Source organism: Micromonospora sp. NPDC023814 (assembly GCF_040639595.1).
In the GTDB taxonomy this organism is placed as follows: domain Bacteria; phylum Actinomycetota; class Actinomycetes; order Mycobacteriales; family Micromonosporaceae; genus Micromonospora.
In genome coordinates, this window is the sequence record NZ_JBFAAF010000021.1 from 49,984 (window position 1) to 63,623 (window position 13,640).

4 protein-coding genes (1 of these 4 running past the window's edge) are annotated in these 13,640 nt (G+C 76.7%); all 4 read right to left on the reverse strand.

Annotated elements, in window-relative coordinates:
• Tightly spaced (each overlapping or abutting the next), the 4 genes in view from AB0G14_RS14125 to AB0G14_RS14140 form a layout consistent with a single transcriptional unit that may run on beyond the window.
• The gene (locus AB0G14_RS14125; protein WP_357697219.1) at positions 1–1,155 is read right to left on the reverse strand and encodes a hypothetical protein; all 1,155 of its coding nucleotides are present in this window, start codon (positions 1,153–1,155) and stop codon (positions 1–3) included.
• Positions 1,118–4,330, reverse strand: a complete 3,213-nt coding sequence (locus AB0G14_RS14130) for an amino acid adenylation domain-containing protein (protein WP_357697221.1) — start codon at positions 4,328–4,330, stop codon at positions 1,118–1,120. Before AB0G14_RS14130 ends, AB0G14_RS14125 begins: the two co-directional genes overlap by 38 nt.
• Positions 4,327–11,415, reverse strand: a complete 7,089-nt coding sequence (locus AB0G14_RS14135; protein ID WP_357697223.1) for an SDR family NAD(P)-dependent oxidoreductase — start codon at positions 11,413–11,415, stop codon at positions 4,327–4,329. Before AB0G14_RS14135 ends, AB0G14_RS14130 begins: the two co-directional genes overlap by 4 nt.
• Positions 11,412–13,640: the 3' portion of an amino acid adenylation domain-containing protein gene (locus tag AB0G14_RS14140; protein WP_357697225.1), read on the reverse strand. 3,792 nt of this gene lie beyond the right edge of the window; the window shows 2,229 of its 6,021 coding nt (coding positions 3,793–6,021); its start codon lies off the right edge, out of view; its stop codon occupies positions 11,412–11,414. The genes AB0G14_RS14135 and AB0G14_RS14140 overlap by 4 nt, the downstream gene beginning before the upstream one ends.

The window sequence follows — 13,640 nt, forward strand, 5'->3', positions numbered from 1 at the left end:
TCACCGGGGGACGACCTCGTACAGCGGGAAGTAGCTGTCGAAGGCGTCCCGGGAGTAGGCGTCGGCCAACTGCGGGATGGCGTCGAAGGAGGCCACCGGCTCGTTGATCTCGGGCAACCAGCCGGTGCTCTCCTGCACGTCCCGGATCCGCGCGCAGTCCTGGAACCGCCAGGCGTGGGTGTGCACATGGATGTGCCGGCCGATGCACTCCACCGCCCGCAGGTTCGACAGCCGCATGCCGTGCTTCCAACCGACGGTGGCGAGCACGCTCTCGCGGGCCAGCGACTGCAACGTCACCCGGTGCAGCCCACCGCCCATGTTGTCCAGGAAGATGGAGACGCCCTGGCCGCCGCTGAGCTCCATCACCCGCTCGACGAAGCGCCGCTTGGAATCCTTGTGCCGGTCCAGCGCGTCCGGGTCGCCGGAGGCCTTCGCCACGTCGTAGTCCAGGTCCGGGAACTCGCGGCGGTCGATCGGGGCGGCGCCGGAGGCGGCGATCGCGGCCAGCCGGGTGTCGCGGCCGGACACCATGGCCGTGCGGAATCCGTCCCGGCGGGCCAGCTCCAGCTGCGCCCAGACCACGCCGCCGCCCCAGCCGAGGACCAGCGGCGGCTCGCCCCAGTGGTCGTCGACCTGCGCCTCCCAGCAGCGCCGGGCCACCCGCCAGTTGTCCCAGGCGGTGAAGTACCGGGCGAACGGCGCCCAGCGCTCGATCGGGTGGCGGCCCTGCTCCGGCAGGGGCACCAGCAGCCGCGCCTCCGTGACGAACCGCCCGCACAGCAGTCCCGGCGAGCCGGGGGCGTCGTACGCGCAGATCCGCTCGGCGTAGCCGTTGCGGTCGATCACCCCGAACGGGATCCACAGGCACTCCTGGCCCTCGCGCAGGCCCCGCACGCCGGGCCCGGCCGCGAGCACCCGGACCACGCCGCAGGTGCCGAGGACGATCTTGTCGTCGCCCCGCTGCCGCGCCACGTCCACCGGGTGCCGGGAGATCGCGTGCTCCATGTTGGCTTCCCAGCAGCCCACCAGCGGCTCGACGAGGACCTCGCCCTCCTCGGGCCGGCGCACCGGGATCTGCTCCAGCGTCAGCTGTCCCCGGGTCAGCTCACTCCCCGGCTCAGTGGCATGCAGCACCCACGCCTTGGTCGTCGCCATCCTGCACCTCCTGATCGTCGTCATCCATCTGGGCGGCCAGTGCCTGTTCCACGGCGGCGGCGAACGCCGTCACCGTGCGGTTCTCGAACACGCTGCGGATCGGCAGGTCGACCTGCCACGCCCGGCGGGCCCGCGACACCACCTGGGTGGCCTTGATCGAGGTCCCGCCGAGGGCGAAGAAGTCACCGTCCGGGCCGAGGCCCTCCACCTGGAGCACCTGGCCCCAGAGCGTCGCCACGGCCTGCTCGGTGACCGTCATCTCGGCCTGTGCCCCCTGCTCCCCGGCCAGGTCGCGCGGCGACGGCAGGGCGCGCACGTCGAGCTTCCCGCTGCTGGTCAGCGGCAGCCGGTCGAGCGGCACGACGGCACCGGGCAGCATGTACTCCGGGAGCACCTGCGCGCAGTGCGCGAGCAGCTTCTCCGCGTCCACCCGCGCCGCGCCGGCCGGCACCACGTACGCCACCAGGGTGTCCGGCGTGCCGTCCGAGCCGTCCGAGGCGCGGGCCACCACCGCGCACTCGGCCACGTCGTCGTGCCGGCGCAGCACCGCCTCCACCTCGCCGGTCTCGATCCGCAGGCCGCGTACCTTGACCTGCTGGTCGGTGCGGCCGAGGAAGCGCAGCGCACCGTCCTCGGTCCAACGCACCAGGTCGCCGGTGCGGTAGAGGCGGGCACCGGGCGGGCCGAACGGGTCCGGCACGAACCGCTGCGTGGTCAACTCGGGGCGCCCGGCGTACCCCCGGGCCAGTCCGGCGCCGCCCACGTGCAGCTCGCCGGGGATGCCGACGCCGACCGGGCGGCCCGAGGCGTCCAGCACCCGGACCGTGACGTTCGGGATCGGCCGGCCGATGGGCGGGGCCTCGTCCTCGGGGCCGCACTCGTGCACCGAGACCCAGATCGTCGCCTCCGTCGGGCCGTACGCGTTGAAGACCCGGCGCCCCGGGGTGCGCCACTGCCGCACCAGCGACGCGGGCAGCGCCTCGCCGGCGAGGACGAGGGTGCGCAGCTCCGGCAGGGCCGCGACCGGCACGGCCGCCAGCGCCGACGGGGTGATGGTCAGCGCGGTGATCCGCTCGGTGGCGAGCAGGTCCCGCAGGTCCGGCCCCGGCGCCACCCGCTCGGCCGGGGCGAGGTGCAGGGTGGCGCCCGCGCCGAGGGCCATGGCCACGTCGAAGACCGACGCGTCGAACGTCGGCGACGCCCACTGCAGCACCCGGTCGTCCGGGCCCAGCCCGAAGAGCGCGCGCTGGGCCGCGATCACGTTGCACAGCCCCCGGTGCGGCACGAGCACGCCCTTGGGCCGGCCGGTCGACCCCGAGGTGTAGATGGAGTAGGCCAGGTCGTCGGGACCGGCCGAGGCGGGCAGCCGGTCGTCGGGCAGGTCGGCGTACCGGTTGCGGTGCGCGTCCAGCAGGACGGTCTCCACCCCGGCGCGCGGCAGGCCGGCGCGGTGGTGCCGGTCGCTGACCACCACCGCGACGCCGGCGTCGGCGAGGATGTCGGCCAGCCGGGCCGGCGGGTGGTCGGGGTCCAGCGCGACGAAGTAGCCGCCCGCCTTGAGCACGGCGAGCATCGCCACGACCAGTTCCGGGGTACGCCCCAGGCACAGCCCGACCGGCGTGTCCGGGCGCACGCCCAGGCCGCGCAGGTGCTGGCCGAGCTGGTTGGCCCGGCGGTCCAGTTCCCCGTAGGTGACCGACTCGCCGCCGGCGCGCAGCGCGACCCGCTCGCCGCCCAGGTCGGCCTGCTCCTCGACGAGCCCGTGCACGGTCGTCCCGTCCGGGTACGGCGCGGACGCCCCGCTCCAGCCGGCCACCGTGGCGCGTTCGGCGTCGGTCAGCACGTCGACGTCCCCGACCGGCGTGTCCGGACGCGTCGCCACGGTGTCGACCACCGTCGCGAGGTGACCGAGCAGCCGCGCGACGGCGTCGTGGCCGACCCGTCGGGGGTCGTAGCCGACCCGGACGGCCAGCCGCTCGCCCTCGGGGATCACCAGCACCGACAGCGGATAGTTGGTCCGGTAGCGGTACTGCCCGTCGCGGATCTCGACCGCGCCGCTGCGCCGGTGCAGCACGCCCACCCCGGGCAGGTTGAGCACCGTCATGATGGTGTCGAACAGGGGCAGGCCCGGGGGCACCTCGCTCCACCGCTGCACCTGCTCCAGTGGGCTGAAGTCGTACCGGCGCAACGTTGCCTGTTCGTGTTGCAGGGCGACGGCCGTGGCGAGGACGGAGCGGGCCGGGTCGAAGCGGACCCGCACCGGCAGCGTGTTGATGAACAGGCCGGCGGTCTGCTCCACCCCCGGCACGTCCGACGGGCGGCTGGACAGCGTGCCCCCGAACACGACGTCGTCGCGCCCGCTGTGCGCCCGCAGGACCAGCGCCCAGCAGGTCTGCAGCAACGAACCGAGGGTGACCTCCCGGCGCCGGCCCAGCTCGCGCAGGGCCGCCACGGTCTCCGCCGGCACGTGCAGCACCTGCTCCGGATTGTCCCGACCGGACGGCTCCGGGGCGCTGCCGTCCGGCGGGCGGATCCACGCCGGGGTGGTCGAGTCGGTGACGCCGCGCAGCGCCTCCCGCCACGCCTGCCCGGCCGCGTCGAGGTCCTGGGCCCGCACCCAGCCGACGTACTCGTGGAAGGAGGTCGCCGGCCGGGTCTCCAGGGGCCGCCCGCCGGCCAGGGTGTCGTAGTTGGCGAACGCCTCGTCGAGCACCATCAGCGCCGACCACGCGTCCAGCAGCAGGTGGTGGTAGCGCAGGACGAACGTGTAGTCCTCCTCGCCGGTGCGGATCAGGGTCAGCCGGACCAGCGGCGGCTGCTGGACGTCGAACCCCTGGAGCCGGTCGGCGCGCAGCCGCTCCTCCAGCCGCGCCGGCAGGTCCGCGGCCGGCACGTCCCGCCAGTCGAGGGTCTCCATGGGCACCTCGACGTGGTCCCGGACCACCTGGACGGGCTGCTTGATGTCCTCCCAGTGGAACGACGTGCGCAGCACCGCGTGCCGCTGGGTGAGCGCCTGCCACGCCGCGAGCAGCAGGTCCGGGTCGACCGGCCCGTGCAGCCGGTACTCGACCTGGTCCACGTAGAAGGCCGCCCGGGGGTCGGCGAGGCTGTGCGACAGCAGCCCTTCCTGCATGTACGACAACCGGTAGATGTTGTCGACTCCGGGAACGGTCACGGGTTGTCCTTCCTCAGCGTCTCGGGTGCGGTGGGACGTCCGTTCGGGCGGCCGGAGCTCGCCCCGGCCAGTTGCGCGGCCAGCGCGGTCAGGTCGCTCGCGTCCAGCTCGGCGTCGGCGAAGGCGGCCAGGTCGACCGGGGTGCGGCGGCCCTTCCCGGCCGGCGCCCGCTCCCCGCCCGGCGCGGCGTCGGCGTCCACGCGCCCGCCGCCTCCCCGGTCGCCGGCCTCCCGCTCCTCGGCTTCCCGGTCGTCGGTGGCGACGGCGGCGAGGTCCCGGACGGTCGGGTGGGCGAAGACATCGGCCTCGGCGATGCGCAGGCCCGCGCGGCGGGCGGCCCCGACCAGCCGGAGGCTGAGGATCGAGTCGCCCCCGAGGTCGAAGAAGTTGTCGGTGACACCGACCCGGTCGACCCGGAAGATCTCCGCCCAGATCTCGGCGAGGATCTGCTCGCGCGGGCTCTCCGGCATTCGGTGGGGACCGCCCGATCCCGGCCCGGCGGCCCGGGTCGTCGTCGGGGCCGCGTCGACCAGTTCGGCGTAGAGGCCCGGCCGCCACCGCTCCGGCAGGTGCCCGGCGAGCCGGGACCAGTCGGCGTCCGCGACCACCAGGCACGGCGGCCCGGACGCGGACCGGGCCAGCACGTCCAGCCCGGCGGCCGGGTCGAGGGGGTGCAGGCCGAACGCGGCCAGCCGGTCCCGCTCGCGGGCGCCCAGCCGGGCCGCCATCCCGGTCTCCGCCCACGGGCCCCAGGCGATGCTGACCGCCGGCAGGCCGAGGGCGCGCCGGTGGCCGGCGAGGGCGTCGAGGAAGGCGTTGCCGGCGGCGTACCCGGCCTGGCCTGCGGTGCCCACCACCCCGGCCAGCGAGGAGAACAGCACGAAGAAGTCGAGTTGGTCGTGGAGGGTGGCGAGGTGCAGGTGTGCGGCGGCCAGCTTCGGCCGGAGCGGGACGTCGAGGCGGTCGGGCGTCTGCACGCCGAGCGGGGCGTCGTCGAGGCCGCCGGCGGCGTGCACCACGCCCCGCAGCGGCGGGCCGGCGCGCCGCGCCTCGGCCACCGCCAGGTCCAGCGCGACCGGGTCGGTGACGTCGCAGACCAGGGTCCGCACCCGGTCGTCCCCGGTCGGAAGGGGCTCCGCGCCCTCGACGGTCGTGGCGCCCCGGGACAGCAGCCACACCCGGCCCGCGCCCCGGTCGAGCAGCCAGGCCGCGACCCGGCGGCCGAGGCCACCGGTGCCGCCGGTGACGAGGTAGCTGCCGTCCGGGTGCACGGGCAGGGTCTCCGGCCCGTCCGCCGGTGCCGGCAGGAGTCGGGGCACCAGCGTCCCCGTCGGACGGACGGCCTGCTGCGGCGGCGGGGCGGGGGCGGTCAGCGCGGCGAGCACGGCGGCGGCGTCCGCGGCCGGGTCGCCGTCGGGCGCCAGGTCGACCAGGACCACGTCGGCGTCCGGCCGCTCGGTCATCGCCACCCGACCCAGCCCCCACACGGCGGCGTGGGTGGGGTCGACCGGCCCGGTGTCGTCGGTCTGCTGGCAGCCGCAGGTGACGAGCACCAGCCGGGCCGTCGGGTGCCGGTCGGCCAGGGCGTGCAGCAGGTGCAGCGCGGCGTGCGCGCCGTGGGCCTGCCGCTCGTCCAGCGACCCGGCGCCGCCCGGCACCCCGGGGCCGTCGTCGAGGGGCCACAGCAGGGCGACACCGCGCAGCGGCTCCGGTCCCGGCTCCGCCAGCAGTGCGGGCAACCCGCCGGGGTGGTCGGCGACCGTCGCCGGCCCGATCGACCGGCAGCTCCCGCCGCCGTCGCGTACGGCGGCCGCGACCCGGTCGGCGACGCCCCCGCCGTCGGCAAGGAGCAGCCAGCGGCCGGTGGTGTCGGTCGGGCGTGCCGGGGCCGGGTCGGCGGGACGCCAGTCGATCCGGTGGCGCAGCCGGTCGCCGTTCTCGGCCCCGCGCAGGAGCGCGTCCCGGCGGACCCGGCGCAGCCGCAGGCCGTCGACGACCAGGCGGACCCGGCCGGCGGCACGCAGGGTGACGTCGAGGACGAGTTCGTCGCCGTCGGGGGTGGCCGACCGCAGCCGGGCCCGGCAGGTGAGGTCGTCGTCCCCGGTGGCCGTCGGCCCGGGTGCGTACCAGGCGAGCCGGTCGACGCCGACCGGGACCGCCAGCCCGCGTCCGTCGGTCGCCAGGGCCTGCGGAGCGAGCGCCAGGACCAGGCGCAGGCAGGAGTCGAGCAGGCCGGGTTCCGGTCGCGTGGACGGCGGCACGACGCGCGGGCGACGCAGCGTCGCGTCGACCTCGTCGCCGTGCCGCACGACCGACTCCAGCCATCGGTAGCGGGGGCCCAACCGGTAGCCGGCGGCCCGCATCCGGTCCTCCAGGTCCACCACCTCGGTGCCGGCGGTGTCGAGGGGCCGGGCGGGTTCGGCCGGCGCCGGGCCGGCCGGCCGCACGGTGCCGGTGGCGTGCACCCGCCAGCGCCCCGGGTCGGTGCCGGTCGCGCTGACCACCTCGGCGGTCCGCCCGGGGCCGTCCGGCGCGCCGAGCAGCACCTGCACCCGGGCCCGTTCGCCGGCGGTCAGGGTGAGCGGCTCGGGGAAGGCCACGTCGGTGACCTCGGCGGTCGGTTCCCCGTCGGCGGCGGTCGCGGCGAGGATCGCGGCGAGGTGGTTGGCGGCCGAGACGACGGTGGCGCCGAAGAGGCCGTGGTCGGTCAGCCGCTCCGGCAGCTCGGGGCCGACGACCTGCTCGAAGACGCTGCCGGTGAGGGCGGGTGAGCGCAGCCGCTCCCCGAGCGGGCCGGTGTCGGCGGACCGGGCCACCCCGAGGCGGGTGTCGCGCCAGAAGCGGCGCCGCTGGAACGGGTACGTCGGCAGCGGCACCCGCCGGGCGTTTGGGTGCACCCGCTCCCAGGCCACCGGCGCGCCCGCGCAGAAGGCGGCGCCGAGGGCGTCCCGGGCCACGGCACGGTCGCCGCGCCCCCGGCGCATCGTCGGCACCCACCGGGCGCCCCGGGGCACGAGCGCCCCGCGCCGGGCGAGCGTGCCCAGCACCGGGTCGGGGCCCAGCTCCAGCACCAGCCCGCAGTCCAGTTCGCCGAGGCGGCCCACCGCCTCGGCGAAGCGCACCGGCTCGCGGGCGTTGCGGCACCAGTAGTCGGCGTCCACCGGCCCGTCGAGCAGCCGCCCGGTCACCGTGGAGACCACGTCCACGCGCGGCTCGGCGGGCCGGACCCGGGCCGCCTCGGCGGCGAGTTCGGCCAGGACCGGGTCCATCAGCGCCGAGTGGAACGCGTGCGACACCCGCAGGTCGCGGTGCCGGACACCGCCGTCGTCCAGGGCCCGCGCCACGCTCTCGACGGCACCGGCCGGGCCCGACACGACGGTCTCGGCCGGGCCGTTGTACGCCGCCACGGACACCTCGGGGTGCCGGGCCAGCACCGCCTCCGTGGCCGCCCCGTCCGCCGCGACGGCGAGCATCCGGCCGCCGGCGGGCAGCGCGTCCATCAGGCGGGCCCGTACGGCCACCAGCCGGAGCGCCTCGTCCAGCGGCAGCACGCCGGCCACGCAGGCCGCGGCGTACTCGCCGACGCTGTGGCCGAGGACGACCGCCGGCTCCAGGCCCCAGGAACCCCAGAGCCGGGCCAGGGCGTACTCGACGGCGACGACGGCCGGCTGGGTCCAGCCGGTGCGGTGCAGCAGCTCACCGCCGTCGTGGAGCACCCGGACCAGGTCGTCGCCCAGGTGCTCGCCGAGGATGTCGGCGCACTCGCGCAGGGCGGCGCGGAACACCGGCTCGGTGTCGTACAGCGTCCGGCCCATGCCCGGGTACTGGCAGCCCTGGCCGGGGAAGACGAATGCGATCCGGGGGGCGCCGCGGACCTCGCCCTCGACGAGGCCGTCCGCCCGGCCCCGGGCGTACCGGTCGAGGTGGTGGCGCAGCTCCTCCCGGTCCGCGCCGGTGACGGCCAGGCGGTGCCGCAGCGGGGCGCGGAACCGGGCGGCGGCGGCGCAGACGGCCGGCGCGGGGAGTTCCGGGTGCCGGTCGAGGTGGGCGGCGTAGCGTCCGGCGAGGGCCCGCAGCGCGGCGGGCGACCCGGCGGACAGCGGCAGCAACAGGGCGTCGCCGCTGCCGGCGCCGCTTTCCTCGCCGCCCGCCGGCTCCGTCGCGGGGCGGTGCTCGGCCAGCAGGACGTGCGCGTTGGTGCCGCCGATGCCGAACGAGCTGACCCCGGCGACCCGGGGCCGGCCGTCCGGGCCCTCCGGCCAGGGTCGGCCGGTGGTGGCCACCGACAGGGGCAGGTCGTCCCAGGGCAGCCGGGGGTTGGGGGTGCGGAAGTTCAGGTGCGCGGGGATCCACCGGTGCCGCAGCGCCAACACCGTCTTGATCAGGCCGACCACCCCGGCCGCCGCCTCCAGGTGACCGATGTTCGTCTTCACCGAGCCGACCACCAGCGGTTCGCGCCGGTCCCGGCCCAGCACGTCCGCGGCGGCACGCAGCTCGATCGGGTCGCCGAGCGGGGTGCCGGTGCCGTGTGCCTCCAGGTAGCCGACGTCGGCCGGGGCGAGACCGGCGGCGCGGAGCGCGTCGGTCAGCAGTTCCTGCTGGGCGGTGCCGTTCGGCACGGTCAGGCCGCTGCTGGCGCCGTCGTGGTTGACGGCGGACCCGGCGAGCACGGCGTGGATGTCGTCGCCGTCGGCGATCGCGTCGGAGAGCCGTTTGAGCACCACCATCCCGGCGCCCTCGCCCCGGGAGTAGCCGTCCGCCGCCGCGTCGAAGGTCTTGCACCGGCCGTCCGGGGCGAGCGCGCCGGCACGGCAGAGGAACAGGGTGATGTCCGGGGCGAGCATCAGGTGCGCGCCGCCGGCCAGCGCCAGGTCGCACTCGCCGGCCCGCAGCGCCTGGGCGGCCAGGTGCACGGTGACCAGCGACGAGGAACAACCCGTGTCGACCGCCATCGACGGCCCGCGCAGCCCGAGCACGTACGACAGCCGCCCGGCCGCCACGCAGAAGAGGTTCCCGGTGCCGGTGTAGCCGTCGATCCGCGCCGGGTCGGCGATCTGGAGTCCCTTGTAGTCGTCGATGGACAGGCCGGCGAACACGCCGCTGCGCGTGCCGCGCAGCCGGTCCGCCGGCATCCCGGCGTGCTCCAGCGCCTCCCAGGCCACCTCCAGCAGGAGCCGCTGCTGCGGGTCCATGCTCTCCGCCTCCACGGCGGAGATCCCGAAGAAGTCGGCGTCGAAGGTGTCCACGGTGGGCAGGAATCCGCCGCGGCGGGCGTAGATGGTGCCGGGTTCGAGGGGGTCGTCGCCGTGCAGCGCGTCGACGTCCCAGCGGTCGCGGGGCACCGGGGCGGTGGCGTCGACGCCGTCGCGCAGCAGCCGCCAGAACTCGTCCGGGCCGTCGGCACCGGGCACCCGGCAGGCCATGCCGACGACGGCGATCGGCTCGTCGGCCGCTGGCACCGGGCCCGTCCGGACCGGGGTCGCCACCGGCCCGGACGCCGGCCGGTCCCCGTCGCCGCCGCCGAGCCCGGCGGTGAGGTGGGCGGCGAGGTCGGCGACGGTCGGGTGGTCGAACGCCACCGTCGGCCCCACCGGGACGTGCGGACGCAGCTCGGCGGCGAGCCGCTCGGCGAGGCGGACGGCGGTCAGCGAGTCGAAGCCGAGGGCGAACAGACCCTCGTCGGCCGGGATCTCGGAGCGGTGGCGGCCCAGCACCTCCGCCGCGCGGTCGACGACGTACTCCCGGACCCGGTGGCCGAGCCCGGCCGGGCTGCCGGCGCGGAGCCGGTCGACGACCGCCGACCCGACGGACACCCGCTCCGGCTCCGCGGCCGGGGTGCCGGCGGTCCGGGTCACGGCCGGCAGCGCGTCCCAGGCCACGGGCAGGCCGGCGAGGTAGAGGTCGGCGGCCAGCGCGTGGACCGCCTCGGCGGCGTCCCGGTCGGGGCGCAGCGAGCCCAGCACGGTGGTGCCGGGCCGTCCACCCAGGCACTGCAGCAACGCCGTGCGCAGCACCGGGGTGGGGCTGATCTCCAGGTGGACGGCGGCGTCGGCGCGGGCCACCGCGTCGAGGAAACGCACCGGCCGGCGGGACAGCATCCCCCAGTGCTCCGCGCCCAGCCGGTCGCCGCCGACCAGGTCGCCGTGGACGGTGGAGACCATGTCGGTGCTGGTGGGGCCGTTGCGCAGCAGCGACCGCAGGTCCGCCACCAGTTCCCCGGTGAACGGCTCCATCTGGGGGCTGTGGAAGGCGTAGTTGATGCCGAGGTCGCGGTGGAACACGCGGTCCGCGGCCAGCCGCGCCACGGCGGCGTCCAGGGCGGACCGCTCCCCGGAGAGCACCACGCTCGCCGGACCGTTGACCGCCGCCAGCGACAGCCCGGCGGGCAGGTCGGCGAGCAGCCGGGTGGCCTGCTCGGCGGAGAGGCCGACGGCGAGCATCCCCCCGCCGCCGGTCGCCCGCTGCAACATCCGGCCCTGGTGGTACGCGACCGCCATGGCGTCCTCGACGCCGAGCGCCCCGGCGGCGTACGCGGCGGTGATCTCGCCGAGGCTGTGCCCGATCACCACGTCGGGTCGTACCCCGAGGCTGTCCAGCAACGCGAGCAGGCCGATCTCCACCGCGACGATCGCCGGCTGGGCGACGGCGGTCTCGGTGAGCCGGCTCGCCCCGGCCGGCCGGCGGATCTCCTCGGTGACGGACCAGCCGCCGAGGGCGCGTACCGCCGCGTCGCACCGGTCGAGGGCGTCCGCGTACGGGGCGCAGCCGGACAGCCCGTCGCCCATGCCGGGCCACTGGGTGCCCTCACCGGAGAACACCATCGCCAGGCGCGGGACGTCGGTGCCGGTGGCCGTGCGTACCCCGTCGGTGGGCTCCCCGGCGGCGGCGCAGCGCAGCGCGGCCACCAGCGCCGCCCGGTCCCCTCCGGTGGCGACCAGCCGGTGCGCCGCGTCCGCCGGGGCGCCCTGCGCGGTCGGCTCCGCCCCGGCGGCCAGCCGGTCCGCGGCCTCGGCGGCTCGGCGGCGCAGCGCGTCGGCGTCGGCGGCGCCGATCGGCACCATCCAGGACATGGGCACCTCCGTCACCGTGGCTCCACCCCCGCCGGGACGGGGAACGGCGTGTCCTTGATCTGGTGGCCGCCCAGCTCGCCCTCCACCAGCAGCACCTTCGCGGCGGCGGGCGGCGCGGGCGGCCGGAGCACCTCGGCGACCGGCCGGTACGGGTCGGCGGTGATCGCCGCGAGCGTCGCCACGAGGTCGTCGAGCACCCGGCCGGCGGCCTCGTCGGTCAGCAGGTCCCGGTGGTACGACAGGATCAGTCCCAGCTCCACCCCCGGCATCACGTCGAGCCGGAACGGCTCGGCCAGCCGGCTGAAGAACGTCGGGACCCGCTCGGTGGAGCCGAACAGGGTGGGGTCGAGGTTCTGGAAGACCAGGTACGCGTCGAACATCGGCTCGTCCGCCGGCCAGCCGGCCCACTCCGCCACCCGCTCCGGCGCCACGTACTGGTGGTGGGCGGCGTCGGCGCCGACGGTCATCACGTGCGACAGCAGGTCGACGACAGGCCGGTCCGGCGCGGGCAGCCGCACCCGCATCGGCAGCACGTTCATCGTCGGCCCGGTCAGGTCCTCGACGCCCGGCAGGTCCGCGGGGCGGCCGTTGAAGAAGACCCCCAGGGTGGCCTCGTCGCGGCCGGCGTAGCGGGCGAGCAACGCCGCCCAGGCAGCCTGGACCAGCGTGTTCGGGGGCATCCGCAGCCGCTGTGCGGTGTCCCGCAGCGCCTCGGTGACGCGCGCGTCCACCTGCATGTGCTGCCGGGCGTAGCCGTGCCGCTCCCCGGCCCGGTTGTCGGGGGCGGACGCGGCCAGCAGGGTGGGCGACCACCCGCCGGCGAACATGTCCCGCCAGAACGCCGGCGTGTCGGCCGGTACGCCGCGCCGGCGCAGCCAGTCGACGTAGCGGCTGAACGGCACGTCCGTGCCGGCCTCCGGGGTCTCGCCGGCGAGCAGGCGGTGGTATTCACCGATGACGTCGCTGAGGAAGACGCTGAGGCTCCAGCCCTCCATCCGCAGATAGCTGAAGCTGAACACGGTCCGGTAGGCGTCCTCGTCGACCTTGGCCAGGAACAGCCGGATGCCGGCGGGGTCGTCGGGGGCGCAGCCCACCGCCTGGTCCTCGCGGAGGAACCGGGCCAGCGCCGCGTCCTGCTCGGTGGCGGTGAGCCCGGTCCAGTCCTCGTACCGGGAGGGCAGCTCGACGTCGCGCCGCACCACCTGGAGCGGCTCGTCCAGGTCGGCCCAGACGAACATGGTCCGCAGCAGGGCGTACCTGCGGGCCAGCCCCGCCCAGCAGCGGCGCAGCAGGTCCACGTCGATGGGGCCGCGCAGGGTGTCGACACGTTGCACCAGGAACTCGCCGGGACGCGGGTCGGCGACGAGCCGGCGCAGCATGTGCGCCTGGTACGGGGCCAGCGGGAAGACCTCCGCCACGTCGGCGTCGGCCAGCAGCCGCTCCCGGTGGGCCCGGTCGCGCTCCGACAGCCCCCAGTCGCCCGGCGACTCCGGGGCGGGCCCGTCGACGGTGCCGCCCTCGGCGAGCCGGGCGTCGGCGACCGCCGCGAGTTCCGCCACCGTCGGGTGCGCGAAGAGGTCGCGGGGCACCAGCGGCAGGCCGGCCCCGTTGGCCCGGGCCATCACCCGGATGCCCCGGATCGAGTCGCCGCCCAGCTCGAAGTAGTTGGCGGTGGCGCTCACCCGTTCCAGGCCGAGGACGGACGCCCAGATGTCGGCGACGAGCTGTTCGGTGCCGTCGGCCGGCGGGACGTGGGCTCCCCGGTCCCGGGCCGCCACCGGCGGCGGCGCCGGCAGGTCCGACCAGTCCACCTTGCCGTTGAGGCTCAGCGGGATGCCGGGCACCGGGACGAACACCGCCGGCACGGCGTAGCGCGGGATCCGGTCCTTCAGGTGCGCCCGCCAGTGCGGGCCGAGTTCGCCCATCAGCCGGGCCTGGCGGGGCCAGTTCGCGAGCGCGCCGCCGCGCGCCGGGGGCGCCGGCGGCCACGACGGGCGCACGTCGGCGCGGTGGAACAGGGCGTCGATCCGGGTCGGGTCGGCGGCCGACGGGGCGACGACGACGTCCACGCCCAGCTCGTCGGCGAGCCGGTACAGCTCGTCGGGGTCGACGCCGGGCGGCTCCCGGTCGACCCGGGCGCGCAGCTCACCCACCGTCCGGCAGGCGCCGTCGCCGGCCCGCAGGACGGCGATCTCGCGGAGGCGGCCGTTGGGTATCCCGGTCACGGCGACCACCGACTC